Source organism: Pseudomonas sp. PDNC002 (genome assembly GCF_016919445.1).
GTDB lineage: Bacteria > Pseudomonadota > Gammaproteobacteria > Pseudomonadales > Pseudomonadaceae > Pseudomonas.
Map to the genome: position 1 here is coordinate 383,452 of NZ_CP070356.1, position 26,380 is coordinate 409,831.

General features: G+C 66.5%; 20 protein-coding genes. 10 read left to right on the forward strand and 10 right to left on the reverse strand.

All coding sequences use genetic code 11. From position 1 onward, the window contains the following. Positions 1-9: 9 nt before the first annotated feature. The 4 genes from mutL to JVX91_RS01895 are packed head-to-tail and all read right to left on the reverse strand — an operon-like array spanning position 10 to position 5,297. Positions 10-1,911, reverse strand: a complete 1,902-nt coding sequence (gene mutL / locus JVX91_RS01880; RefSeq protein WP_205337762.1) for a DNA mismatch repair endonuclease MutL — start codon at positions 1,909-1,911, stop codon at positions 10-12. Continuing rightward, positions 1,908-3,338: an N-acetylmuramoyl-L-alanine amidase AmiB gene (amiB, locus tag JVX91_RS01885; protein ID WP_205337763.1), complete on the reverse strand. Its 1,431-nt coding sequence runs from the start codon at positions 3,336-3,338 to the stop codon at positions 1,908-1,910. The genes mutL and amiB overlap by 4 nt, the downstream gene beginning before the upstream one ends. A 7-nt stretch (positions 3,339-3,345) precedes the next feature. Further along, positions 3,346-3,813, reverse strand: a complete 468-nt coding sequence (gene tsaE / locus JVX91_RS01890) for a tRNA (adenosine(37)-N6)-threonylcarbamoyltransferase complex ATPase subunit type 1 TsaE (RefSeq protein WP_205337764.1) — start codon at positions 3,811-3,813, stop codon at positions 3,346-3,348. Beyond that, entirely contained in the window at positions 3,801-5,297 is a 1,497-nt protein-coding gene (locus JVX91_RS01895) for an NAD(P)H-hydrate dehydratase (RefSeq protein WP_205337765.1), read from the reverse strand. The genes tsaE and JVX91_RS01895 overlap by 13 nt, the downstream gene beginning before the upstream one ends. A 104-nt stretch (positions 5,298-5,401) precedes the next feature. On the opposite strand from JVX91_RS01895, the gene queG reads away from it, so the two are divergent. Then, a complete protein-coding gene (queG, locus tag JVX91_RS01900; RefSeq protein WP_205337766.1) occupies positions 5,402-6,463 on the forward strand; it encodes a tRNA epoxyqueuosine(34) reductase QueG in 1,062 nt (353 codons plus the stop codon). A 444-nt stretch (positions 6,464-6,907) separates the two neighbouring features. Here the strand turns inward: queG and orn are convergent, their stop codons facing one another. Further along, the gene (gene orn, locus JVX91_RS01905; RefSeq protein WP_205337767.1) at positions 6,908-7,450 is read right to left on the reverse strand and encodes an oligoribonuclease; all 543 of its coding nucleotides are present in this window, start codon (positions 7,448-7,450) and stop codon (positions 6,908-6,910) included. Between the two features lie 89 nt (positions 7,451-7,539). Between orn and rsgA the strand changes: the two genes are divergently transcribed. After that, complete coding sequence (gene rsgA, locus JVX91_RS01910; protein WP_205337768.1) at positions 7,540-8,571, forward strand: small ribosomal subunit biogenesis GTPase RsgA; 1,032 nt, start codon at positions 7,540-7,542, stop codon at positions 8,569-8,571. Between the two features lie 233 nt (positions 8,572-8,804). Here rsgA and motB read toward each other — a convergent pair whose 3' ends face one another. Continuing rightward, positions 8,805-9,863 carry a flagellar motor protein MotB gene (gene motB, locus JVX91_RS01915; RefSeq protein WP_205337769.1) on the reverse strand — a complete coding sequence of 353 codons (1,059 nt, stop codon included), beginning with the start codon at positions 9,861-9,863 and terminating at the stop codon, positions 8,805-8,807. Positions 9,864-9,865: 2 nt separating this feature from the next. Continuing rightward, positions 9,866-10,717 (reverse strand): flagellar motor stator protein MotA, encoded by an 852-nt coding sequence (motA, locus tag JVX91_RS01920; protein ID WP_205337770.1) that lies wholly within the window; start codon positions 10,715-10,717, stop codon positions 9,866-9,868. Between the two features lie 120 nt (positions 10,718-10,837). On the opposite strand from motA, the gene JVX91_RS01925 reads away from it, so the two are divergent. The 6 genes from JVX91_RS01925 to JVX91_RS01950 all read left to right on the forward strand — a co-directional run bounded on the left by JVX91_RS01925 (position 10,838) and on the right by JVX91_RS01950 (position 19,438). Continuing rightward, positions 10,838-12,361 (forward strand): HDOD domain-containing protein, encoded by a 1,524-nt coding sequence (locus tag JVX91_RS01925; protein ID WP_205337771.1) that lies wholly within the window; start codon positions 10,838-10,840, stop codon positions 12,359-12,361. A 112-nt stretch (positions 12,362-12,473) separates the two neighbouring features. After that, positions 12,474-13,289: a thiosulfate sulfurtransferase gene (rhdA, locus tag JVX91_RS01930; RefSeq protein WP_205337772.1), complete on the forward strand. Its 816-nt coding sequence runs from the start codon at positions 12,474-12,476 to the stop codon at positions 13,287-13,289. Positions 13,290-13,292: 3 nt separating this feature from the next. After that, positions 13,293-14,162, forward strand: coding sequence for an archaetidylserine decarboxylase (gene asd / locus JVX91_RS01935; protein WP_205337773.1), 870 nt, complete (start codon positions 13,293-13,295; stop codon positions 14,160-14,162). A gap of 220 nt (positions 14,163-14,382) precedes the next feature. After that, a complete protein-coding gene (locus JVX91_RS01940) occupies positions 14,383-15,360 on the forward strand; it encodes an HPP family protein (RefSeq protein ID WP_205337774.1) in 978 nt (325 codons plus the stop codon). A 128-nt stretch (positions 15,361-15,488) separates the two neighbouring features. Next, a complete protein-coding gene (locus tag JVX91_RS01945; protein WP_205337775.1) occupies positions 15,489-17,300 on the forward strand; it encodes a molecular chaperone in 1,812 nt (603 codons plus the stop codon). A 65-nt stretch (positions 17,301-17,365) separates the two neighbouring features. Further along, positions 17,366-19,438 carry an EAL domain-containing protein gene (locus tag JVX91_RS01950; RefSeq protein ID WP_205337776.1) on the forward strand — a complete coding sequence of 691 codons (2,073 nt, stop codon included), beginning with the start codon at positions 17,366-17,368 and terminating at the stop codon, positions 19,436-19,438. A gap of 374 nt (positions 19,439-19,812) precedes the next feature. Here JVX91_RS01950 and serB read toward each other — a convergent pair whose 3' ends face one another. Next, positions 19,813-21,033, reverse strand: coding sequence for a phosphoserine phosphatase SerB (serB, locus tag JVX91_RS01955; protein ID WP_205337777.1), 1,221 nt, complete (start codon positions 21,031-21,033; stop codon positions 19,813-19,815). 223 nt (positions 21,034-21,256) lie between these two features. Between serB and JVX91_RS01960 the strand changes: the two genes are divergently transcribed. Continuing rightward, positions 21,257-22,819 carry an AhpA/YtjB family protein gene (locus JVX91_RS01960; protein ID WP_205337778.1) on the forward strand — a complete coding sequence of 521 codons (1,563 nt, stop codon included), beginning with the start codon at positions 21,257-21,259 and terminating at the stop codon, positions 22,817-22,819. 37 nt (positions 22,820-22,856) lie between these two features. After that, positions 22,857-23,393 (forward strand): metal-dependent hydrolase, encoded by a 537-nt coding sequence (locus JVX91_RS01965; RefSeq protein ID WP_205337779.1) that lies wholly within the window; start codon positions 22,857-22,859, stop codon positions 23,391-23,393. Position 23,394: 1 nt separating this feature from the next. Here JVX91_RS01965 and JVX91_RS01970 read toward each other — a convergent pair whose 3' ends face one another. Beyond that, positions 23,395-24,633 carry a calcineurin gene (locus JVX91_RS01970; protein ID WP_205337780.1) on the reverse strand — a complete coding sequence of 413 codons (1,239 nt, stop codon included), beginning with the start codon at positions 24,631-24,633 and terminating at the stop codon, positions 23,395-23,397. Continuing rightward, on the reverse strand, positions 24,633-26,258 hold the full coding sequence (locus JVX91_RS01975) for a glycosyltransferase (protein WP_345890272.1): 1,626 nt from the start codon (positions 26,256-26,258) through the stop codon (positions 24,633-24,635). Before JVX91_RS01975 ends, JVX91_RS01970 begins: the two co-directional genes overlap by 1 nt. Positions 26,259-26,380 lie beyond the last annotated feature (122 nt).

A 26,380-nucleotide genomic window follows, 5' to 3' on the forward strand; every position in this document is an offset into this window, starting at 1 on the left:
TTACGGAAATCAACGCCCGCGCAGGAAAAGCTTGTCCAGCTCGTCGAGCCCCAACTGCGTCCAGGTCGGCCGGCCGTGGTTGCACTGGCCGCTGCGCTCGGTCACTTCCATGTCACGTAGCAGGCCGTTCATCTCCGGCAGGGTCAGACGCCGGTTGGCGCGCACGGCGCCGTGGCAGGCCATGGTGCCGAGCAATTCGTTGAGGTGCGCCTGGATGCGGTCGCTGGTGCCATATTCCAAAAGATCGGCAAGTACGTCGCGCACCAGCTGGGTGGCCTCGGCCTGCTTGAGCAGCGCGGGAATCTGGCGGATCGCCAGCGTTTCCGGACCGAGCCGCTGCAATTCGAAGCCGAGTTTGGAGAACCAACTGCCGTGTTCCTCCGCGCAGTCCGCCTCACGCTCGCTGACGGCGATGGACTCGGGCACCAGCAGCGGCTGGCCGCGCAGGCCTTCGCTGGCCATGGCGGCCTTCAGGCGCTCGTACATGATGCGTTCATGGGCGGCGTGCATATCCACCAGCACCAGACCGTGGGCATTCTCCGAGAGGATGTAGATGCCCTTGAGCTGCGCCAGGGCATAGCCCAGCGGCGGCACGTCCTGGCTGCTTTCCGGCAACGCCTGCGGCGCCTGGTCGGGTAGCGGCGCGAAATACGCCTTGTAGGCCCCCTGGGCCTCCTGGACCGGCGGCATGTCCGGGCGCGTCGGTTGATAGCTGTAACCGCCACCGCCCGAGCCGCCCGACGACGGGCTCGGCTGCCAGGCGCGTGCGGCGGTGGGAGCCTCCAGCACGGTTTCGGACAAGCGCATCTCGCCCTGCGGGCCGAACTCGCCGGCTTCCGCGCCTGTGGCGCGCTGGACCGTCAGGGTGGTGGCGCCCGGCGGCGCCAACTGATCGTCCGGACGCACCTCGGCCAGCGCCCGATGCAGGGTGCCGTAGAGGAAGTCGTGGACCATGCGGCTGTCGCGGAAGCGCACTTCGTGCTTGGTCGGGTGGACATTGACGTCCACCACCGCGGGATCGACCTCGAAGAACAGCACGAAGGTCGGATGCCGGCCGTTGTACAGCACGTCGCGGTAGGCCTGGCGCACGGCGTGGGCGACCAGCTTGTCGCGCACCATGCGGCCGTTCACATAGAAATACTGCAGGTCCGGCTGGCTGCGCGAGAAGGTCGGCAAACCCACCCAGCCCCACAGGTGCAGGCCGTTGCGCTCCACCTCGATGGGCAGCGCCTGCTCGAGGAAACCGGCGCTGCACACGGCGCCGACGCGGCGGGCGCGGGACGCCTCATCCTTGGCTTCATGCAGCGAGAGGATGGTCTTGCCGTTGTGGCGCAGATGGAAGGCCACGTCGAAGCGGGCCAGGGCCAGGCGCTTGATGACTTCCTGCAGGTGGTCGAACTCGGTCTTCTCGGCGCGCAGGAACTTGCGGCGGGCCGGGGTATTGAAGAACAGGTCGCGCACTTCGATGCTGGTGCCCACCGGGTGAGCCGCCGGCTTTACCGTGGACTCCATGTCGCGGCCCTCGACCTCCACCTGCCAGGCCTGTTCGGCGTCGGCAGTGCGCGAAGTCAGGGTCAGGCGCGAGACGGAGCTGATCGAGGCGAGCGCTTCGCCACGGAAGCCCAGGCTCATCACCCGCTCCAGGTCTTCCAGCTCGCGGATCTTGCTGGTGGCGTGGCGCGCCAGAGCCAGCGGCAGGTCGTCGGCCGGGATGCCGCTGCCGTCGTCCCGCACCCGCAGTAGCTTCACGCCGCCCTGCTCGACTTCGACGTCGATGCGCTTGGCACCGGCGTCCAGGCAGTTTTCCAGCAGCTCCTTGATGACCGAGGCGGGCCGCTCGACCACTTCGCCGGCAGCGATCTGGTTCGCCAGCCGCGGGGTCAGCAGCTGGATTCGGCGAACGTCACTCATTGCTGCGACGCCAGGGAAGTGCCCGGGATCTTCAGCACCTGGCCAATTTTCAGCTCGTCGCTCTTGAGCGAGTTGGCGCTACGGATCGAGGACGTACTGACGTCAAAGCGGCTGGCAACCATCGCCAGGCTGTCACCGCTGCGCACGACGTACTCACGCGGACCGGAAGCCAGTTGGCCGCCGTCGCGCAGCGAAGCGATATAGGTGCCCGGCGGCGGCGTCTGTACGAAATACTGGCGCACGCCACTGGCGATGGAGCGTGCCAGGGCCTGCTGGTGCGAGCCGCTGGCGAGCTTGGCCGATTCGTTCGGGTTGGAGATGAAGCCGGTTTCAACCAGGATCGACGGGATGTCCGGGGACTTCAGCACCATGAAGCCGGCCTGCTCCACGCGGCGCTTGTGCAGCGGGGTGACGCGACCGACGCTGGTCAGCACCTTGTGGCCGACATCCAGGCTGGAAGACATGGTGGCGGTCATCGACAGGTCGAGCAGCACGCCGGCGAGCATCTTGTCCTTGTCGTCGAGGTTCACGCCGCCGTCACCGCCGATCAGGTCGGAACGGTTTTCCGTGTCGGCCAGCCAGCGCGCGGTCTCGGACGTGGCGCCACGGTCGGACAGGGCAAACACCGAGGCCCCGAAGGCACTGCGGCTGGGCGCGGCGTCGGCGTGAATGGAGACGAACAGGTCGGCGCCCTTCTTGCGGGCGATCACGGTGCGATTGCGCAGCGGGATGAAGTAGTCGCCGGTCCGCGTCAGTTCGGCGCGGAAGCCTTTCATCTGGTTGATCTGCCGCTGCAGCTCACGGGCGATCGACAGGGTGATGTTCTTCTCATGGAGACCATTCGGGCCAAGGGCGCCGGGGTCTTCACCACCGTGACCGGCGTCGATGGCAATGACGATGTCGCGCTTGCCGCCACTGCTGGGCGCGGGAATCTTGGCCACCGACTGGGCGGGACTGACGGGCGTAGCCGGCACGCTGGGCGTCGGGGTCGCGGGGACTTCCGGAGCGATATCGGCGCCCTGGTCATACAGGTCGACGACCAGGCGGTTGCCGTACTGCTGGTTCGGCGGCAGGACGAAGCTCTTGGGCGTGACCTGGTTCTTCAGGTCCAGCACCAGGCGCAGGTCGGTGGGCGAGCGCTGGGCGGAGCGCATCGCGGTGATCGGCGTATTGCTCAGCTTGAGCTTGTCGAGGGCGGCGGACATCTGTGCGCCGTTGATGTCGACGACGATGCGGTTGGGCGCACTCAGGGTGAACAGACTGTGCTGCACAGGGCCGGACAGATCGAACACCAGGCGTGTGTTGTCCGGCGCGCGCCAGATGCGCACGCTCTTGATTTGCGTGGCGGCAGAAACCTCGCCGACAAAGAATGCCAGCAGAACGGACACCCCGATAAACAACGCCCGAAGGCGCAACCCCCAACCCATCTTTTTTCTATGCTCCCGTGGCCAGGGCGGCACACCAGGCTTCGCCCCGTGTTCCTTGCGGGGAGAGGCGCAGCATGCGTCCGCCCGCATGCGGAACAATGGTAATGTCCATGTCGGCCTTTGGCAAAATGCCTTTGCCACGCTCTGCCCACTCGATCAGGCACAGCGCATCACCCTCGAAGTAGTCGCGGATACCGAGGAACTCCAGTTCCTCCGGGTCGGCGAGGCGGTAAAGGTCGAAGTGGAAGGCCTGGATATCGCCGATTTCGTAGGGCTCGACCAGGGTGAAGGTCGGACTCTTTACCGCTCCACCATGACCCAATCCCCGCAGAATGCCGCGCGACAGCGTGGTCTTGCCCGCTCCCAGATCCCCATGCAGGTAAATCACCCCGCGTCCGCCAGTGGCCTCGGCGATCCGGCGACCGAGGTCGTACATGGCCTCTTCGCCCTCGGCGAACAGATTCAGTTCAGGCATGGGGACAACTCCTCGAGCAACTGACGAACGGCAGAAATCAGATCGGCGGCAGCCAGTCCGCGACCTTGCGGGCCCAGCGAATCGCCAGCGCGAGCATGCAGCCAGACGGCCAGGCAAGCGGCCTCATAGCCAGGCATACCCTGCGCCAGCAGCGCGCCGATAATCCCCGAGAGCACGTCGCCCAGGCCGGCGCCCGCCATGGCCGGGTGGCCGTGGCTGCACAGCGCCAGCCGGCCATCGGGCGAAGCGACCAGGCTACCGACACCCTTGAGCACCACCACCGTCCGGTACCGCTGCGCCAGTTCGTGCGCGGCCCTGGGCCGGTCTGCCTGGACCTCGGCGGTGGAAATACCCAGCAAGCGCGCCGCTTCGGCGGGATGCGGCGTGATCACCCAGTCGCCGGCCGGGCGCGAAACCAGCCCTTCGGCCAGCAGGTTGAGCGCATCGGCATCCCAGACTTGCAGCCGCTCCAGGCTGGCCGCCGCGCTGACCACTACGCGCCCCCAGGCTTCGCGACCGACACCAGGGCCGACCACCAGCACGTCGGCGCGCTCGGCCAGGCGCAGCAGTTCGGCCGAGGAGGAAACCCCGCGCGCCATCAATTCAGGCCGGCGGGCAAGCGCGGCAGGCACATGGGCCGCGCGCGTCGCCAGGGAAACCAGCCCGGCGCCACAGCGCAACGCACTTTCCGCCGCCAGCAGCACGGCGCCGCCCATGCCGGTATCGCCGCCGATCACCAGCGCATGACCGAACTGGCCCTTGTGCGCGGCTTTCGGGCGCGGGGCCAGGCGGCCCAGAGAGGCCGGAGCCAGCCTGCGCGCCATGCAGTCTTCAGGAAGCAGCGTGGAATCGGCGTCCAGATCGTCGAAAACCAGCTCGCCGCACTGGTCCGGGCCGTGGGCGGTGAACAGGCCGAGCTTGAGGCCGATGAAGGTGACCGTCAGGTCGGCGTTCACCGCGCAGCCCAGCACCTGACCGGTATCGGCGCTCAGGCCGGAAGGAATATCCACCGCCAGGACCGGCCGCTCGCTGGCATTGATCGCCGCGATGGCCGAAGCATAGGGATCGCGCACTTCGCCGCCGAGGCCGGTGCCCAGCAGCGCGTCCACCAGCACCCCGTGCAGCTCGGCGCGCTCGGTCCAGGGGGTGATATCCACACCGACGGAACGCGCTTCGCCATGGGCCGAGGCGGCGTCTCCGGAAAGCCGCGAGGTATCGCCCACCGCCAGCACGCGCACGCGCCAGCCGGCGCGCAAGGCCAGGGCGGCGATCAGGTAGCCGTCGCCGGCATTGTTGCCGTGGCCGGCCAGCACGGTGATCTCGCCAGCGTCCGGCCATCGGCGGCGCAGGGCGCGCCAGGCGGCATGGGCGGCGCGGCGCATCAGCTCGAAGCCGGGCGTGCCGGCGGCGATCAGGCGTGCGTCGAGGTCGCGCACCTGCTGGGCGCTGTAGAGGTTCAGGGGCAGATCGTCGTGGGCAGTCATCGCGGTTCCGGGCGGCAGAATGTGTCGCCTTGGCGTACGGACGGGCCGACGCCGGCAAGGTCTGGCAGAATTATACGCACCCCGACTTCCGTTTCCCGCCTTCCATGCACGATTCAACGCTCGACTATGACGATCTCGCCCGCTCCATCAAGGACTGGGGGCGCGAACTCGGCTTCCAGCAGGTCGGCATCAGCGGGCTCGACCTGGAGGAGCACGGCGCGCACCTGCAGCGCTGGCTGGAGGCCGGCTATCACGGCGAGATGGACTACATGGGCGCCCACGGCAGCAAGCGCTGGCGGCCGGACGAGTTGGTACCCGGTACGCTGCGGGTGGTTTCCCTGCGCATGGATTACCTGCCCGGCGACACCCGTATGGCGCAGGTGCTGGGCGATGCCGAGAAGGCCTATGTCTCGCGCTACGCCTTGGGCCGCGACTACCACAAGCTGATCCGCAAGCGCCTGCAGCAGTTGGCCGAGCGTATCCAGCAGCAGGTCGGGCCGTTCGGCTTTCGCGCCTTCGTCGACAGCGCACCGGTGCTGGAAAAGGCCATCGCCGAGCAATCCGGGCTGGGCTGGATCGGCAAGAACACCCTGGTACTCAACCGCAAGGCCGGCAGCTACTTCTTCCTCGGCGAGCTGTTCACCGACCTGCCGCTGCCGGTGGACGAGCCGCACGGTACGGAGCACTGCGGGCGCTGCTCGGCGTGCATGGACATCTGCCCCACCGCCGCCTTCGTCGCGCCCTATGTGCTGGATGCGCGACGCTGCATTTCCTACCTGACCATCGAGCTGAAAGGCCCGATTCCCGAAGATCTGCGCCCGCTCATCGGCAACCGTGTATTCGGCTGCGACGACTGCCAGATGGTCTGCCCATGGAACCGCTTCGCCCGCGCCACCGACCAGAACGACTTCCAGCCGCGCCATAGTCTGGACAACGCCGCGCTGGCGGAGCTGTTCCTGTGGACGGAAGACGAATTCCTCAGTCGCACCGAAGGCTCGCCGTTGCGGCGCGCCGGCTATGAGCGCTGGCTGCGGAATCTTGCGGTTGGACTGGGCAATGCACCGTCGACTATTCCGGTGATCGAGGCACTGCGCGCGCGGCGGGAGTTCCCGTCGGAACTGGTGCGCGAGCATGTGGAGTGGGCGCTTCACCGGCACGGAGCCTGAAAGCCCCTCTCCCCTGCCCTCTCCCTGAAGGGAGAGGGAGTAGTCCGCACCATCTGACGCCACAACCCTATCCTGCACCGTTCAGTTCCCTCTCCTTCAGGGAGAGGGAGTAGTCCGCACCGGCTGACGCCACAACCCCATCCCGCACCGTTCAGTTCCTCTCCCTTCAGGGAGAGGGAGTAGTTCGCACCGGCTGACGCCACAACCCCATCCCGCACCGTTCAGTTCCTCTCCCTTCAGGGAGAGGGAGTAGTTCGCACCGGCTGACGCCACAACCCCATCCTGCACCGTTCAGTCCCCTCTCCCTTCAGGGAGAGGGAGTAGCTCGCACCGGCTGACGCCATAACCCCATCCTGCACCGTTCAGTCCCCTCTCCCTTCAGGGAGAGGGTTAGGGAGAGGGCAGGCCAGACCAGTGTGATAACAGGCCGAGATTGGCGAGAGACTAGAGCTTGATGAAGTGCTCGCGGTAGTAGCGCAGCTCGGCGATGGATTCGCGGATGTCGTCCAGCGCCAGGTGGGTGTTGCCCTTCTTGAAGCCGTCACGCACCTGCGGCGCCCAGCGAGCGGCCAGTTCCTTGAGGGTGGAGACGTCCAGGTTGCGGTAGTGGAAGTAGCCTTCCAGCTTCGGCATGTGGCGATAGAGGAAGCGGCGGTCCTGGCAGATGCTGTTGCCGCAGATCGGCGAGCTGCGCTTGGGCACCCACTTTTCCAGGAAGGCGATGGTCATCGCCTCGGCTTCGGCCGCCGAGATGGTGCTTTCGCGCACGCGCTGGGTCAGGCCGGACTGGCCGTGCTGGCGGGTGTTCCACTCGTCCATGCCGGCGAGCAGCTCCTCGCTCTGGTGCACGGCGATCACCGGGCCTTCTTCGAGGATGTTCAGGTCGCTGTCGGTGACGATGGTCGCCATCTCGATGATGACGTCCTTGTCCGGGTCGAGGCCGGTCATTTCCAGGTCGATCCAGATCAGGTTCTGCGGGTTCTGCATGATGGGGCTCCTCAGCTCAGCCCTCTAGTTTAGCGGGAAGCGCACCAGTGCATGCTAAACTGCGGCGCGATTTTCCCTGTGGATACCCTATGGCCAAGCGTCACCTCACCCGCCGGCAGAGCTGGCGGATCGAAAAAGTCCAGGAAGAGCGCGCTGCCCGCGCCGCCAAGCGTGAGTCACGCGCCCTGGAAGAGCTGGAAGGCGGCGACCTGGGTCCGGAGCAGACCGGGCAGGTGATTGCCCACTTCGGGGTGCAGGTGGAGGTCGAGGCCCAGGAAGGCGACCACGCCGGCCAGGTATTCCGCTGCCACCTGCGCGCCAACCTGCCGACACTGGTAACCGGCGACCAGGTGGTCTGGCGCCCGGGCAACCAGGGCATCGGCGTGATCGTCGCGCAGCTGCCGCGGACCTCCGAGCTGTGCCGCCCGGACATGCGCGGTGTGCTCAAGCCAGTGGCGGCCAACGTCGACCGCATCGTCATCGTCTTCGCGCCGCGCCCGGAACCCCACGCTAACCTGATCGACCGCTACCTGGTGGCCGCCGAACACGCCGGCATCAAGCCGTTGCTGCTGATGAACAAGGCTGACCTGATCGACGACGAGAACGCGCCGTTCCTCGACTCGCTGCTGGGCACCTACCGTGAGCTGGGCTACCCGTTGCTGGAGGTCTCGGCCTTCAACGGCCTGGCGATGGACGCCCTGCGCGCCGCGCTGAACGAGCATGTCAGCGTGTTCGTCGGGCAGTCCGGCGTCGGCAAATCCTCGCTGGTCAACGCACTGTTGCCGGGCGTCGACACCCGTGTCGGCGAATTGTCGGAAGTCACCGGCAAGGGCACCCACACCACCACCACCGCGCGGTTGTTCCACTTCCCCGCCGGCGGCGACCTGATCGACTCCCCCGGCATCCGCGAATTCGGCCTCGGTCATGTCAGCCGCGACGACGTGGAAGCCGGTTTCATCGAATTCCACGACCTGCTCGGCCACTGCCGCTTCCGTGACTGCAAGCACGACCGCGAACCGGGCTGCGCATTGCTCAAGGCGCTGGAGGACGGACGTATCTCGCCGCAGCGGATGAACAGCTACCGGCACATCCTCGCCAGCCTGCCGGAAGACGAGTACTAGCCGAGCCGCAGGGCGCATAACGCCTCAAGCCTGCACCTGACTGCCCGCACCTGACTGTAGGAGCGGAGCTTCTCCGCGAAATCCCGGCGAAGCCGGGACGACATTGCAACCAAATCGCCGGCCTATCGGCCGGATCGCGGACAAGGTCCGCTCCTACGAAAGCCCGCCTGGTGTTCGCGGTGCATTAGGGCGCAATGAAGAAGGCCAGCGGATCCGCTGGCCTTTTTCGTTTGCTACTGCTGCTTGTTCAGCTCGTCGAGCTTCAGCGTGCCGCCGTCGTCAAAGAGATTGAGCTTCTGCTTGAGCTGGTCCGGCGGTAGCGGATCGGTCTGCCCGGCCGTCGGCTGGGCAGGCGAACCACTGGGCACAGCGGCGCCCGGAGCAGCGGGAGCCCCGCCATCGGCGGGCTTGTCGCTGCCGCCATCCTGGCCCTCGATGGCGCGCTGGGCCTTCTTGGTCAGAACGATGATGTCGATGCGGCGGTTCACCGGGTTCAGCGGCTGATCCCGGTCGAACAGCGCCGAGGATGCATAGCCGACCACGCGGGCGATCTGGTCTTCCGGGTAGCCGCCGGCTTCCAGCGTACGGCGCGCCGCGTTGGCGCGGTTGGCCGAGAGCTCCCAGTTGCCGAAATCGCCGTTGCCCGCGTAGGGCTTGGCGTCGGTGTGGCCGCTGATGCTGATCTTGTTCGGCACCTGCTTGATGGTCTCCGCCAGCGCCAGCAGGATGTCCTCGAAGTACGGCTGCAAGCGCGCGCTGCCCAGGTCGAACATCGGCCGGTTGTCCGAATCGACGATCTGGATGCGCAGGCCGTCCTGGGTGATCTCGAACAGGATCTGGTCCTTGAAGCGCTTGAGCGTCGGGTTCTCGTCGACCTTGTTCTGCAATTCCTGCAGCAGCAGCTCCAGGCGCTCCTTCTCGACCTTCTCGGCGACGTCCTCGGCCTGCTGTTCGTTGATCTTGGCGTTCTCGTCCGGGTTGATCCGCGTCTCGTCGGCGTCCGGCTGGGCCTGGATCTGCGGGTTCAGCGTCTTGTCCGGCGCCGGCGTCGGCGTGCCGCCCAGGTCGATGACGTAGGGGCTGGCGCTCTCGGTGAAGCCGATGGGGTCCTGGAAGTAGCCGGAGATGGCCTTCTTCTGCTCAGGCGTGGCCGACGACAGCAGCCAGAGCACAAGGAAGAACGCCATCATGGCGGTGGCGAAGTCGGCGAAGGCGATCTTCCAGCCACCGCCATGGTGGCCGGCGGCATAGCGCTTGACGCGCTTGACGATGATCGGCTGGTTGTTATCCATGCTTAGCGCCCACGTACCGCCTGTTCCAGCTCACTGAAGCTGGGACGGTGCGCCGGCAGCAGCACCTTGCGGCCGAACTCAACGGCCAGCGACGGCGGCATGCCGGAGGCGGACGCCACCAGGCAGGCCTTGATCGACTCGTACAGGTTCAGCTCTTCCTTGGCGTCATGCTCCAGAGCGTTGGACAGCGGACCGACGAAGCCGTAGGCAGCGAGAATACCGAGGAAGGTGCCCACCAGCGCCGCGGCGACGTGGTGGCCGATTTCGGCCTGGCTGCCCTGGCCGAGCAGGGCCATGGTGATCACGATGCCAAGCACCGCGGCGACGATACCGAAGCCTGGCAAGGCGTCGGCGACACGGGTCACGGCATGGGCCGGGTGTTCGAGGTCTTCCTTCAGGCTACCCAACTCCATGTCGAACAAGCCTTCCAGTTCGTGGGGGGCCATGTTCCCGGAGGACATGATGCGCAGGTAGTCGCAGATGTATGCAGTCATGCGCTCGTCTTTCAGCACCGCCGGGTACTTGCTGAAGATCGGGCTGGCGGCCGGGTCCTCGACGTCGGCCTCGATGGCCATCATGCCTTCGCGGCGGCTCTTGTTGAGCACTTCGTAAAGCATGCCCAGCACTTCCAGGTAGAAGGTGTGGGTGAAGCGGTTGCCGAACATCTTCGGCGCCTTCTTCAGCACGGTCATGAAGGTGCTGCCAGGGTTGGCCTGGAGGAACGCGCCCAGCGCGGCGCCGCCGATGATCAGCACTTCGAACGGCTGGATGATGGCCGCGATCTTGCCGCCGGAGAGCATGTAGCCGCCGAGCACGCTACCCAGAATGACGATGATGCCGATGATTTTTGCCATGGGGACCGGACTGAAACTGTGAACAGAAAGGAGGCATGATTCCCGCCTCCCTGTTGTTATCGGAGATTTCGGGCAAGACTATAGGCCGAAAACACTAAAAACCAGTTCGGCGCCTCTCGCATGTCTAACCAAGTGCTTCATCCAGAGCGTCTCAAGGCCTGGCTCTCCCAGCTGGAAGATCTGCCATTGCCCGTTCCTCTGGAGCAACGCGACGACATTCGCCGGGCGCTGAACGACAGCCGCCGCTCCATCCGCGATATCTCCGATCTGTTGCAGGACGCCCCGACCCTGGCCTTCGCCATCCTGCGCGAAGCCAACCGCGCCGAGAGCGCGCGCAGCAATCCGGCGGAAAGCCTGGAAGTCGCCCTCAACCGCCTGGGCCTGACCCGCGTCACTCAATTGCTCGACAGCCTGCCGGCAATGCCCGAAGCGCAGATGCCTCGCGCGCTGAGCCAACTGCTGCTGATCAGCCGCCACGCCATGCAGCAGGCCAGCGGCCTGTTCGCCAACCGCCTGGCGCGACTCTGGCAGGAAATCCACTGGGGCAGCCTGTTCACCCTCGCGCCGTTATGGGCGCTGGCGACCGCCAGGCCGGAACTGCTGGAAACCTGGCAGCGCCAGGTTTACGGGCTGGGTCGCTGCAGCAGCGAAGTTGAAGAAGAACTGCTCGGCACCCGGCTGCTGCCGCTGTGCCGCGAGCTGGCCGAGCGCTGGCGCCTGCCCGACTGGGTCGGCCAGGGCTACGCCCTGCTCAGCGACGACAAGCGCCTGCTGGTGCGTGCCCTGCATGTGGCCCATACCGAGCCCGAACCACTGGGGCAGCAGCAGCGCCTGGACGCCGATCCGGAATTGCAGCGCTGGCTGACCCGTCCGGCCAATACCATCCTCCTTGCCAATAGCCTCGCCACGGCCGCCCACCAGTCCTGGGGCGGCGTGCACATGCTGCGCTGGCAACGCCTGACCAGCCTCTATCTGCAGATGCCGCTGGAAGAATTGCAGCAGACCGTCCATGGCCTCGCCGCGCAAAGCGCCCGCCGCCACGCCCGGCCCCAGCTCTGGCACCCGGCCGAGGCGCTGCTCTGGCCCTGGGATGCGCGCCGCTGGAACAACGGTCCGAAGGCGGACGAGCCGGCCAAGGCGCCGGATACCCTGGCCGAGTGGCGCCAGCACTGCACCCACCTGATGCAGACGCCCAGCCCGTTCGGCAACGCCGTGCAACTGCTCGACTGCGCCAGCGCCGCGCTCCAGGCCTGCGGACTGCAGCGCGGATTGATCCTGCTGGCCGACAAGGGCGGCAGCTGGCTGCAGGCACGCCGGCATTTCGGCCTGGACAGCGAAATCGGCGATTTCAAGCTGGAAGTTGCCGCCAGCCCGCTGCTGCGCAAACTCCTGCAACAACCCGGACAACTGCGCCTGAGCCCGGCCAACATGGCCGAGTTCTCGGCCGTGATTCCCGGCGCACTGAAAGCGCTGATTCCCAGCGAGCACCTGCTGCTGCGCTCGCTGGGCAACGGCTCGCGGGTGGTCATGCTGCTCGCCGCCGATCGCCACGGACACCCCCTGGCGGACCTGCACGCCCAAGCCTTCGGGCGCACCGCACAGTGCATCGAGCACGCCGTGAAGCAGATGGCGCGGGGCGCCTGAACCGCGAAAGGTTTGCGCACCGGCGCGTCCCCTTTAAACTAGCGGCCCTCATGGGGTAATCCAGGGCACCCGCTCACGTTGCTCCCCACCGTTCCCGCCGGGAGACTCCGACATGTCCGCCTTCTCCACCCTGCCCCTGGTGATCGAACCGGCTGACCTCGCCAGCCGCCTCGACGCCCCCGAACTGATCCTGGTCGACCTGACCAGCGCCGCGCGCTACGCCCAGGGCCATATCCCCGGCGCCCGCTTCGTCGCCCCCGCGCGCACCCAGCTGGGCGGCACGCCGGCTCCGGGCCTGCTGCCGGCCAAGGCCGACCTCGAAGCGCTGTTCGGCGAGCTGGGCCACAACCCTGACGCCGTCTACGTGGTCTACGACGACGAAGGCGGCGGCTGGGCCGGTCGCTTCATCTGGCTGCTGGATGTCATCGGCCACCACACGTACCACTACGTCGACGGCGGCCTGCACGCCTGGCTCGCCGACGGCCTGCCGCTGAGCCAGGAAGTCCCCGCGCCGGCCGGTGGCGCGCTGCCACTGACCCTGCACGACGAGCCGACCGCCACCCGCGAATACCTGCAGAGCCGCCTGGGCGCCGCCGACCTGGCCATCTGGGACGCGCGCAACCCCAGCGAGTACAGCGGCCAGAAAGTCCTCGCCGCCAAAGGCGGGCACGTGCCCGGTGCCGTCAATTTCGAATGGACCGCCGGCATGGACCCGGCCCGCGCGCTGCGCATCCGTACCGATATGCCGCAGATCCTCAAGGACCTGGGCATCACCCCTGACAAGGAAGTGATCACCCACTGCCAGACCCATCACCGTTCCGGCTTCACCTACCTGGTGGCCAAGGCCCTCGGCTATCCGAAGGTCAAGGGCTATGCCGGTTCCTGGTCGGAATGGGGCAACCATCCCGACACCCCCGTAGAGGTTTAAGGAATGTCGTTCAAAGATCGTCTGTTCATCCTCAGCCAGTACCTGCTGCCGCATCACCTGCTGTCGCGCCTGATCGGCTGCGCGGCCGAGTGCCGCGCCCCCTGGTTCAAGGACCGCCTGATCCCCTGGTTCGCCCGCCGCTACCAGGTGGACATGCGCGAAGCCCAGGTCGAGGACCTGCGCGCCTATGAGCACTTCAACGCCTTCTTCACCCGCGCCCTGAAAGACGGTGCACGCCCGCTGGACGAAACCGATGGCGCGGTGCTCTGCCCCGCCGACGGCGCCATCAGCCAGCTCGGCCCGATCGAGCACGGCCGCGTATTCCAGGCCAAGGGCCACAGCTACAGCCTGATGGAACTGCTGGGCGGTGACGCCGAGCGCGCCGCGCCCTTCATGGGCGGCGAATTCGCCACCGTCTACCTGTCGCCCAAGGACTACCACCGCGTGCACATGCCGCTGGCCGGCACCCTGCGCGAGATGGTCTACGTGCCGGGCCGCCTGTTCTCGGTGAACCAGCTGACTGCCGAACAGGTGCCGGAACTCTTCGCCCGCAACGAGCGCGTGGTGTGCATCTTCGACACCGAGCGCGGGCCGATGGCCGTGGTGCTGGTGGGCGCGATGATCGTGGCCTCCATCGAAACCGTCTGGGCCGGCCTGGTCACGCCGCCCAAGCGTGAGCTGAAATCCTTCTCCTACGGCGAGGCCGCTCGCGCGCCGATCCACCTGGAGAAAGGCGCCGAGCTGGGCCGCTTCAAGCTGGGCTCGACCGCCATCGTGCTGTTCGGACCGGAGCAGGTGAGCTGGGCGGAAAACCTCGCCGCCACCAGCGCCGTGCGCATGGGCGAGCGCCTGGGTGGTGCGCGCCAGGGCTAGGAACCTGTCTACGATCTGCTGCGCGTCAGCCGTAGGGCGCAGGAAAGCGCCCTCGGAGGCTCACTTACAGCGCGTAAACTCCGCTCCTCGGGTGCTTTGCGCCTACGACGGCGCCAGCTCGCAAGGATCGTAAACAGACTCCAACGCCGGCTTTCTATAAGGCGGACGGCCAATGAGCCGCCCGCCACCGCTTCTCGCCTCATCGTGCTAGTTCCCTGCCATGAAACGCTTCCTGCATCTGATGGGCTGGCGTGCCAACGCCACCAGCCATCTTGAAAAGTGGCTCTCCGCAATCGGAGCGCTGTGCGGCATCGCCGCCATCTATGCCGTCACCCACTGGGTCCTGCCCAGCGAAGCGGCCATCTGGGTCGTCGCATCGATGGGCGCCAGTGCCGTCCTGCTGTTCGCCGTCCCCCACGGCGCGCTGTCACAGCCCTGGGCGGTACTCGGCGGCCAGGTGCTGTCGGCCATCGTCGGCGTGAGCTGCCAGAAACTCTTCCCTGACCAGCCCTTCACCCCTGCCCTCGCGGTGGGCACGGCGATCCTGGTCATGCACTACGCGCGCTGCATCCACCCGCCGGGCGGCGCCACCGCACTGGCGGCAGTCTCCGGCGGGCCAGCCATCACTGCCCTGGGCTTCCACTACGCGCTCAGCCCTGTGCTGCTCAACGTGGTGCTGATCCTGGCGGTTGCCGTGGCCTTCAACGGCCTGTTCGCCTGGCGCCGCTATCCCGCACCGCTGGCGCGCCTGCCGGCCACGCCGAAGCTGCCCGCCGGCCCCGCGCCCGAGGACCTGTACCACGCGCTGCGCAAGATGGACTCGTACATCGACGTGCAGTTCGACGACCTGCTGAAGATCCTCCAGCTCGCCCAGGAACACGCCCAGGCGCAGCGCCTGGGACTCGACGACATCCTCCTCGGCGCCTGCTACAGCAACGCCCTGAGCGGTGACGCCTGGGCCGTGCGCCAGGTGATCGACGACCATCCCGGCAAACAGGGCCGCCAGGATCAGTTGGTCTACAAGGTGGTCGCCGGAGCCGGCAAGGGCAACACCGGTGCCTGCCGGCGCCAGGACTTGCTCGCCTGGGCAGCCCACCCGGTAATGGCCCAGGGTGATGGCTGGGTGCGCGTCACCGCGCAGGCTTCGGCCAAGGACGCTCTGCAACGGCAGATCACAGGCGGACGCTCGCAAGCGTGACCTGTCCGCGCACCAGCCGGGCGATGGGCTGCGGTGTGCGGCGGATGCTGCTAGAGTTCGGAAAAAGCCGACAGCTATGACCGGCTGGTCCGCCAAACGGCCCAGATTGTGGAGAAACAGATCCAACCATGGACAACAGTCCCCAGCAGTTTCTACGCGTCCCCACCCCGACGCACGAGAGCCTGAGCTTCTGCAACGCCAACCCGCGCGAGCTGAAAAACTGGCTGGACCATCTGCCCAAGGCCAACCTCGGGGAGACCGCGCGCCAGTTGTATCAGGGCCTCATCGAGCTCAACCAGTTGAAGCTGCCGGTGGAGTCACGCCTGCAACTGCTGGAGCTGTTCCGCCCGGAAGTCCACTTCGTCTGCCACAATCTGGAACGGCACTTCCTCAACCAATCCATCGTCCTGGACGAGCGCCCGCGCAAGGTCGCCAACCTCTGCCAGGCCCTGCAGAACCACCTGGCCATCGGCTACAAGCTGATCGTCGTGCGCGAAGCCTCGCGCTTCACCCGCGAGCGTGCGCAGGTGATGACCGCCGCCATCCAGCGCGCCATCCGCAGCCTCTGCGGGCCGCTGGTGCGCGCATCGCAGCTCTACTGCCCGGTGCCCGAACACCTCTGGCTGGAGCTTCATCAGCTCTACCAGCTCGCCTGCCAACACGGCCTGCAGCATTCGCCCGTGCGCGATGCGCTGGCGCGTCACGCGCCGGGGTTGTCCATCGAGCACGCATATCTGGTCGCCGTCATGCTCGGCTCGGCGCGCTGCAACCAGATGCGCCAGAACAACATCGCCCGCGTCGCCGAGGTCCTGGAAAGCTGGAGTGAGCTGGTGAAGGTGCAGCCCGCCCAGCAGCCTTCGACACTCTTCGTGGTCATGCCGCAGGTCGACGGGCCGCCGCGCTATCGCACCCTGTTCAAGGACAGCGACCTCTCCGGCGGCCTGGGCATCGACCCGCAGCCGCTGGTGGATGTGATCCGCGAATACCTGCTGCTGCCACCGGAAAACCGCGCCCAGGCCCGCCTGAAGGTGCCCGACGGCGTCAGCGTCGACCTGCTGCAGCACCTTGGCGCCGCCTGGGGCGACATCGCCGAACGGACCTTCCAGCGCACCCCCGGCCAGGGCCAGTTGACCCTGTGCATCGGCATGAGCGCGCTGCATTACTTCCTCGCCGGCCGCCGGAGTTTCGCCGACGTCCTGAAGATCCAGGTGCAGGAGCACGTGCCGACCTTCAAGGCCGAGGTCAACGATGCCTGGTCCGGCGCCTTCGACGCGCAGAAGGTCAACGACTGGCAACCCGGCATGCCGCTGGAAGAGATCGAGTACACCGCGCCGAACGCCCCAACCGAAGGCGGCAACGTGGGCGCGGCGCCGGAAAACCCGCGCGACGATTACCCGATATTCACCCTCTCCATCGTCAACCACAGTCCGGGCGGCTATTGCCTGACCTGGCCGAAGGAAATCCCCAGCCAGTTGCAAGCCGGCGAACTGCTTGGCATCCAGGACACCCCGGAACACAGTTGGAGCATCGCCGTGGTCCGCTGGATTCGCCAGGTGCGAGGCGGCGGAACGCAGATGGGCATCGAACTGATCGCGCCGATGGCACAGCCCTGCGGCCTGCAACTGTTGCGCAAGACCGAACAAGGTAGTCAGTACCTGCGCGCCCTTCTGCTACCGGAGATCGCCGCAATCTCGCGCCCGGCAACCGTCATCACCCCACGCCTGCCCTTCCAGGAAGGCAACCGTGTGCAGATCAACCTGCACGGCGAGGAGCGTCGCGCCACGCTGACCCGCAAAGTCACCGCCACTGCCAGCTTCACCCAGTTCGAGTACCAGGCACAGGACGTGGGAACCGCCCCGAGCGATAAGCCCATCACAGCGCCGAATGCTCGCGGGAATGGCGGGGAGGAAGACTTTGACTCACTCTGGAAGTCTCTGTAGATTCGGGAGAATTCCCATTCGTCGCCTATTTGCTGCCGTCCAGCGCGGTATAAGCAGCCTTCCTCATGGCCAATGAAAAGAAAACTATCCGCCTGTTGATCCTGGAAGACTCGCAGAACGAAGCCGAGCGCCTGGTCAGCCTGTTCCGCAACGCCGGTCGTGCGACCCGCGTGCATCGCATCACCTCCAGCGAAGACCTGACGGACATCCTTCCCCAGGGCTGGGACCTGCTGATCGCGGCCCCCGACAGCGAAGCCTTGGACCCGGGCGAAGCGCTCGGTGCCATCCGCCGCCAGGCCAAGGACATTCCGTTCATCCAACTGGTCAGCGGCAACGATTCCGATGCCGTGACCGAGGCCCTGGCGCTCGGTGCGCAGGACGCGCTGCCGCAAGGTGAAGACGAGCGCCTGATCCTGGTCGCCAATCGCGAACTGGCCAACCTCGAGGAGCGCCGTGCGCGCCGCTCCGCCGAAGTCGCCCTGCGCGAAGCGGAAAAACGCTGCCAGTTGCTGCTCGACAGCTCGGTGGACGCCATCACCTACGTCCACGACGGCATGCACATCTATGCCAACCGCGCCTACGTCGGCCTGTTCGGCTACGAGGATGCCGAGGAACTGGAAGGCATGCCGATGATCGACCTGATCGCCGGCTGCGACCAGGCCAACTTCAAGGACTTCCTCAAGGGCTACCAGACCACCGAGGACAACGCTGATCTCGCCTGCAGCGGCATCCGCAGCGACGGCCAGGCCTTCGCCGCGCGCATGAGCTTCTCGCCCGCCACCTACGACGGCGAGCCCTGCATTCAGGTGGTGATCCGCGCGGAATCCGACAACGCCCAGCTCGAAGAGAAACTGCGTGAAGTCAGCAGCCAGGACCTGGTCACCGGCCTGTACAACCGCGGGCACTTCCTCGACCTGATGGACAGCGCGGTGGAGCGCGCCGTCACCGCCGGCCAGCCGGCGACCTTCGCCTACATGCTGCTCGACCGCGCGCAGAACCTGCAGCTTAACCTCGGCGTCGCCAGCATCGACCTGCTGCTGGCCGATCTGGGCAACCTGCTGCGCGCCCAGTTCCCCGAGCAGGCGCAACTGGCCCGTTTCAGCGATGACGTCTTCGCCGTACTGCTGTCGGGCGAGGCACCGGAGCAATCCGCGCCGCGCTTCAGCGCCCTGCTCAAGAAAGTCGAAAGCCATCTGTTCGACATCCATGGCCGCACCGCCCAGGTCACGCTGTCCATCGGCCTCGCAGGCCTGGACGAGAAGACCACCCGCGCCCAGGACGTCATCGAGCGCGCGCACCGTAGCGCCGACGACATCGCGCAGAAGGACGGCAATGGCCTGAAGGCCTACAACCCGGCCGATGAACTCGCCGCCGCGGCCTACCGTGGCGACATCGCCGCGATCATCCGCCAGGCCCTGGAGCAGAACAGCTTCCGGCTGCTGTTCCAGCCGATCATCAGCCTGCGTGGCGATACCCACGAACACTACGAAGTACTGCTGCGCCTGCTCAACCCGCAGGGCGAGGAAGTGCCGCCCGCGGATTTCCTCAATGCGGCGAAAGCCGGCGGGCTGGCCGAGAAGATCGATCGCTGGGTGCTGCTCAACTCGATCAAGCTGCTCTCCGAACACCGCGCCAAGGGCCACGAGACCAAGCTCTTCGTGCATATCTCCGGCCCGAGCCTGCAGGACCCGGAACTGCTGTCGTGGCTGAGCGTGGCACTGAAGGCCTCGCGCCTGCCGGCCGACGCGCTGATCATCCAGGTCAGCGAACCGGACGCCATCGCCTACCTGCGTCAGGCCAAGGCGCTGAGCCAAGGTCTGGCGGAACTGCACTGCCAGGTCGCGCTGTGCCAGTTCGGCTGCGCGCTCAACCCGTTCAACACGCTCAAGCACATGAACGTCGACTTCGTTAAGGTCGATGGCTCCTACGTGCAGGACCTGAACAATCCGGAGAACCAGGAAAACCTGAAGACCCTGATGGCCAGCCTGCACGCCCAGGCGAAGCTGACCATCGTGCCGATGGTGGAAAGTGCCAGCGCCCTCGCCACCCTGTGGCAGGCCGGCGCCAACTACATCCAGGGCCGCTACCTGCAGGGCCCGAGCCAGGCAATGGACTACGACTTCGCCTCGGACGAGTAAGCGGGAGTCACGGCGGAGTTCCGGCATTAGGGGTGATCCATCGCGGACAGAGTGCGCTCCTACGCCCAAGCCGGGGTAGGAGAAACCGTCTTCTTCGGTCACTCCGTGCCATTGAACTCCCCACACCCCAGCCCTGGCTGCGCGCCCCGCTCAAAGGGAGAGGGGCAGATCGCGCCGACTGATGCCAAGGGTTCCAACCTGCACCGACCGGTCCCCTCTCCCTCCGGGAGAGGGTCAGGGTGAGGGCCGCTCCCGCACGCAGGACCATCATGTAGGAGCGGACCCTGTCCGCGATCGGATCCGCTTCACGCCATCCAGTGCAGGCGAAAACAAAAAAGCCGCCCTTGGGGGCGGCTTTTTCATTCTGCTGCGGATCAGAGACCGTCCACACCCTCGCGGTCACGGAAACCGAGCAGGTAAAGAATGCCGTCCAGGCCCAGGGTGGAGATCGCCTGCTTGGCCGACTGCTTGACCAGCGGCTTGGCGCGGAAAGCAACGCCCAGGCCGGCCAGACCGAGCATCGGCAGGTCATTGGCGCCATCCCCCACGGCAATCGTCTGCTCAAGCTGCAGGCCTTCCTTCGCCGCCAGTTCGCGCAGCAGATCGGCCTTGCGTTGGGCATCGACGATGGGCTCGATGGCCACGCCGGTCAGCTTGCCGTCGACGATCTGCAGCTCGTTGGCGAACACGTAGTCGATGCCCAGCTTGGCCTGCAGTTGCTTGGCGAAATAGCTGAAGCCGCCGGACAGGATCGCGGTCTTGTAGCCCAGGCGCTTGAGTTCGGCGAACAGCGTCTCGGCACCCTCGGTCAGGCGCAGCGAGGCACCGATTTCTTCCAGCACATCCTCGGAGAGCCCCTGCAGCAGTGCCAGGCGCTCCTTGAAGCTGGCCCGGAAGTCCAGCTCGCCGCGCATGGCGCGCTCGGTGATCTCGGAGACCTGCTCGCCCACGCCGGCGGCCTTGGCCAGCTCGTCGATCACCTCGGCCTCGATCAGCGTCGAGTCCATGTCGAACACCGCCAGGCGACGGTTGCGGCGGAACACCGAGTCCTGCTGGAAGGCGATGTCGACGTTGAGTTCCTGGGCCACGCTGAGGAACTCCGCACGCAGGGCCACCGGATCGGCTGGCTCGCCGCGCACCGAGAACTCGATACAGCCCTTGCCCTGGTCGGCCGGCATGTCCAGCGGCATGCGCCCGGACAGGCGGTCGATCTGGTCGATGTTGAGACCATACTTGGCAGTGATCGAGCTGACCCGCTGCAGTTGCTCGGCGGTCACTCGGCGAGTCAGCAGGGTCACGATGTGGCGCGGCTTACCCTGGCCGCCGACCCACAGCCGGTAATCGTCTTCCGACACCGGCGTGAAGCGCACCTGCTGGTCCAGCTTGTAGGCCGTGAACAGCACGTCCTTGAGCACGGACGAGGCCTGCTCGGTGCCCGGGATTTCCACCAGGATGCCGAAGGACAGGGTGTCGTGGATCACCGCCTGGCCGATGTCGAGGATGTTCACGCCACCCTGTGCCAGGACGCCGGTAATGGCCGCGGTGAGGCCGGGGCGGTCTTCCCCGGTGATGTTGATCAGGACGATCTCGCGCAAGGCGCTGTCTCCGCCATTGAAAAAATGGCGGCCATTCTACCTGCTTTCGCCATGCCGGGATGCCCCGCTCGCCTCCTCGCGGGCGGCGCCGTCGATCGGAATGGCCCGCGAATGGCACCGGCACGCCGACTTTCGCCGCCTTGACAGGCCGCGCGGCGCTTTGCCCCTCAGTAGGGCCTCGTTATACTGCCCCGCATCTGCCCTGAAGAAGACCGAGCCCGCTGTGACCCGGCCCACCTCCGTCAAGCCCGACAATTTCTTCCTGCTGCTCTTCCACGCCCTGCGCCAGCGTCGCGTACCGGTCGCCCTGAAGATCGCCATCCATAGCCTGCTGCTGGTTGCCGCGGCACTGGTGATCTACGCCTGGGTGATGGGCATGCAGTTCAAGCAGGCCATGCAGCAGCAGGCCGACGCCCTGGGCCAGAGCCTGACCACCCAGACGGCGCAATCCGCCACCGAGCTGCTGGTGTCCAACGACATCCTCAGCCTCAACGTGCTGCTCAACAACCTGACCAAGAACCCGCTGGTCGCCCATGCGGCGATTTACAGCGTGGACAATCGCATCCTCGCCGAGGCCGGCACCCGGCCCAAGCAGGGCCTGCTGGGCGATGCCGAGGGCCTCTACTCCACGCCGATCACCTTCCAGGAAGTGATCGCCGGCCATCTGCGCATCAGTCTCGACATGCATCAATTCGAGCAACCGATGACCGTCAGCCTGCAGAGCATGGGGCTGATCAGCCTGATCCTGCTGCTGCTCACCCTGACGCTGAGCCTGCGTCTGGGCCGGCAGATTTCCACACCCTTGTTACAGCTTCGTGTCTGGCTGCGCGATCCGGACGATCCTGCGCCCGGCGCCGGCCTGCAGAACGAGATCGGCGACCTCGCGCGCCAACTCCAGGCACGCCTGGTGCCCGAGAAGCCGCCCGCGCCGGAGCCGGTCGTCAGCGCTCCCCCGCCACGCCCGAAAGCCGCCGCCAAGCCGGCCGCCAAGGAACCCTCCCTGAATGAGGACGAGGCCGGCGACGAGCACGAGTTCGACGAGAACATCTTCTCCGACGACGAACTGCCCGCGCCCACCGCACGCCGCCGCAACGAAGCAAACGGTGACGATGACTTCCCCGAGGAAGAATTCGAGACCGCGGTCGACGAGGAAGCGGACGACGAGATCGGCGTCGAGGAAGAGCCCGAAGCCGAGCCAGAACCGCTTTCCTCCGGCACCAGCGCCGTGCTGGCCGTCCAACTGGGCGCCCAGGAACAGCTGCGCCGCCTGCCACGGGCCCGCCTGGTCGACCTGCTGCAGCGTTATCGCGACTGCCTGGAACAGGCCGCGCGCCTCTACAAGGGCACGCTGTACACCCTCAATGACGGCGGCAGCCTGATCCTCTTCCACAGCCGCGATCAGGACGAGGAATTCCTCACCAACGCGCTGTGCTGCGGCGAGCTGATGCGCGCCCTGGGTCACGCTCTGCAGATCGAAGTCGCCGACAGCGGCATCACCCTGCAACTGCAGTTGGGCCTGGTGCTGGGCGAAGACGTCGCCGACCTGGAGCAAGCCGAACTGTTGCAGGATTCCTCCGCCCAGGACGCTCTGGCCCTCAGCCAGCACAGCCGCAACCTGCTGCTGGTGGAGAAATCCATCGGCGACGACGAGAAAGTCCGCGAGCGGGCGCGCATCCGCCCCATCGCCAGCCCGGAAAACGCCTGCTGCGTGGAATGGCTGAAGGAACCCTACCCGTCGATGCTGGAGCGCCAGCTCTCGCGCATGCGCGCCCTGCGCACCACCTGATTCGCGGGGCCGAAAGGCCCCTTCTGGAACGGATTCCATGACCACCCTGATCACCCATCCGCTGCCAGTGCTGGCCGTCGGTCTGGCGCTCGGCGCGCGCGTCATTCCCCCTCGCCTGCTGCTGGCCGGCATGCTCGCCGCCTGCCTGCCCGACCTCGATGTGGTCGCCTTCAAGCTGGGCATCGCTTATCACGACGCCTTTGGCCATCGCGGCTTCAGTCATTCGCTGCTGTTCGCTGCCTGCATGAGCGTGCTCGGCGCGCTGTGTTGCCGCCTGCTGGGCAGCGGCCCGCTGAAAGCCGGCCTGTGGATCGGCTTGGCGACCGCGTCCCACAGCGTGCTGGATGCGATGACCGACGGCGGCCTGGGCGTTGCCTGGCTCTGGCCGTGGAGCGAACAGCGCTACTTCCTGCCGTTCCATCCCATCGAGGTTTCACCCATCGGTTTGTCGCGCTTCCTCAGCGCGCGCGGAATGGACGTGTTGCTCTCGGAAGCGCGCTGGGTCTGGATACCGTGCCTCGCCGTGGCACTGGGCGGCATGGGGCTGCGCCGCCTGGTGCGCCGCGACAGCTGATTCAGTGGGCGCCGAGCTGCGCCTGGAGCTGTTCCAGCAGGGAAGTCTGCCCGCCCTGGACCGGCAACTGAGCGGTATAACCCTGGAAGCTGGCGAAGCGCGCGCGATAGTCCAGATCGACGAGGAAGCGATTGTCCCACCCCGGCGAGACCGCCGGCATCAGTTGGTCGCAATCGTGCAATGCCTGCGGCGTCGCGCACGGATGATAGGCCTGCGCATACACCTGGCGCTTCCACAACACCCAGGGTGACAGCGACAGCGCGCCCAGCCGGCTTCGCCGCAAGTCCAGCTCCAGCAGTTGCATCAGGCCGTTGCCGCCCAGGTACTGGTGCTGGTAGTCGACCATCACCATGTCCACGCTGTGCCCCAGGTCATTGAACATCCGCGTATGCGCGGCGCCATCGACGTGCGCGCTGAGGGTGAGGAATACCTGGTCGTTGTGGCGGATCAGCCGATCCCACAGGCGCGGGCCACTGGCGCTGCCATCGTGGGACAGTTCGACGACACCCTTGGCGTTAAGCCGCAGGATGCTGTGCGAGGCGAGTATCACCGGTACATGGGGATGAGTGTCGAGCACGCCCTGAGCCCAGTCCAGGGTCGCCTCCGACGGGCTCCAGTCCAGCGCCAGCAGCAGGAAGGATTGGCCATAACGCTGGAACAGGTGGACCTGGCTCAGCCCCTTCGGATCGCTGCCAACATAGGTGCTCTGCCACGCCGCACGTTCGGGACCGAAGTGGCTCTTGAAGCGGTCCAGGAAGGAGCGCTGGTCATCATTGCTGGTCTCCTCGTGCACATCCCGCTCGCCAGTGGCGATGCTGTAGGGCACACCGCGCTCCTCGAGCGTACGCATGGCACCGCTGGCGGTCTGCCACTGACTGGCGGCGCCAGCGTTCTCCACCACATCCCCCAGGTGCACGACCAGCGGCACCTGCAAGGCCTCGGCGTACTTCGCCAGCCAGTAGGTCTGCGCATAGAAGGCCAGCGCCGGCGGATACGGCAGGTCCGGATAGCGCTGCTCGCTGCGGAACAGGTGGCGCTCGCGGTGGTTGTTCTCCGCATAGAACTGGGTATCCGGCAGCAAGGGCAGGATGAAGCTGCCGGAGCCCGATACCAGTTGCAGCGGCGGCAACGGATGCTGGCGAAAGAAGGCCTGGTTGCGCTCCACCTGGTCCTGGGTGTCGGTGTTGTCGCAACCATTGAGCAGCAGACTGCAAGCGAGAAGGATGGGTATCGGTTTCATCACGGCGAAGTGCCTGCGCGCTGGAGGCGCAGCAGGCGATAGTTGTCATTGTCGAAGCGGCCGCCGAACAACAGTTCGGAATGGGCGGGGAGCACAGCCGCGAGATGCTGCACATCGCGCTCCTCGATCATCAGGTAGAAAAGCGTATCCAGCGCGGCAAGCTGTTCGGGGCGGTCGAGGAACAGCGGCTGCAGGTCACGATCGAGGTTGACCATCAGCTTGATCGCCCGCGCATCGCGCGCCATACCGAAGAGCACCAGGGGGGCGGGCTGGGCGTCGAGCTGGCGGATCAGATCGGCGGAGAACTCCTGGGTATCGTAGCGATTCCGCTCGACCGGCTCGAAGACCAGGATGTAGCCGGCCCACAAGGCCAATGCAGCGCTCAGTGCCATGACCGGAGGGCGGCGCCACTGCAGCGCTCCCAGCACCAGCAGCAGGCCCAGCGCCACGATACAGACCGGCAAGCGCCAGCCGATTCCGGCGAGCTCCTGCGGGTAGCGCTTCCACACCAACCACAGCCCAGCCATCAACAACACCGGCAGCGCCAGCCACAGCGTTTGCAGCGCAACGCGCAACAGGCGGGCCAGACGGTTGCCGGCGAGCATGAACGGATAGCTGGCGATGATCGCCGCCAAGGGCGCCATCGCCACGATGTAACGCGCCTTCTTCGCCTGCGGCACCGACAAACCGGCCATCACCACCAACGCCGCCAGCGCACAGCCCGCCACCAGTCGAGCAGCCGGCTCGCGCCGGGCGTGCCACAGCAGCGCCAGTGCCGGCAGCGCCAGCGGGAACGCCAGGGCATAGTTGCCCAGCGAGCTGCGGAAGTAATAAAGCGCATCGCTGGAGCCGGCCGAACCGTCCAGGCGACCGATGACCTGCATGCGCAGCACGTCCGCGACGAAGGCATCGCCACCAGCAGCGCGCGCCGCCTCGATCAGCAGCACGACGCAGGCAGCCAACAACGCCGCCGCACTAGCGGAGAAGACCAGCAGCGGCTTCCAGCGCCGGTCCAGAAGCAACTGGCTGCACACCATGCCTGCCGGCACCACGAGGCCAAGCGGCCCGCGCAGGGCAAAGCCCACAAGCAGCAGCGGCAGCAGGCGCAGGAGCAATCCGGCGAGGCCGAAACGCCGCGAATGGAAGGCGATCTCGAAGGCCAGCATGCCGACCGCAGCAACCATCAGGTCGAGGGATACGGCACGCGTCTCGCTGAGGAAGGTGGCGGTGAGCAGCAGCATTGCCACGCTGACCAGCGCCCAGGCACGGGAGAACGGCGCCACCAGGCGATAGACGATGCCCACGCACAATGCTGCCGCCAGCGCCGTCGGGAGCCACGCGGTGAACGCGGTTACCCGGCCCAGCGGCAGCGACAACAGGTAGATGAACAGGGTCGAGGTGGCCGGGTAATCCGGGTAGGGCTGGCCGTAGGTGGTCGGGAACAGACTCGGGCCATGGCGGAGCATTTCCCGCGCGAAGAGCACGAAGCGCGAATCGAATCCCACGAACGCATCGCCCTGCACGCCGAGCAGGAACAACAGCAGCGCAGCCAGCATGACGCACAGCGTCTGCCGGCTCAGGGCGGAGTCCGCCTGAACGACGGGGGCAAGGGAAGTTGACGGCACACGAAGCCTCTCGCAGGTTTCGCTCGGAAAACGTCCGGGCGCCAACAACCTGCACACGGACCTCTGGATACCACCCGCGCCGTCAAGAAGATGTCAAACGCGCGTATTTCCCCGACAAAAAT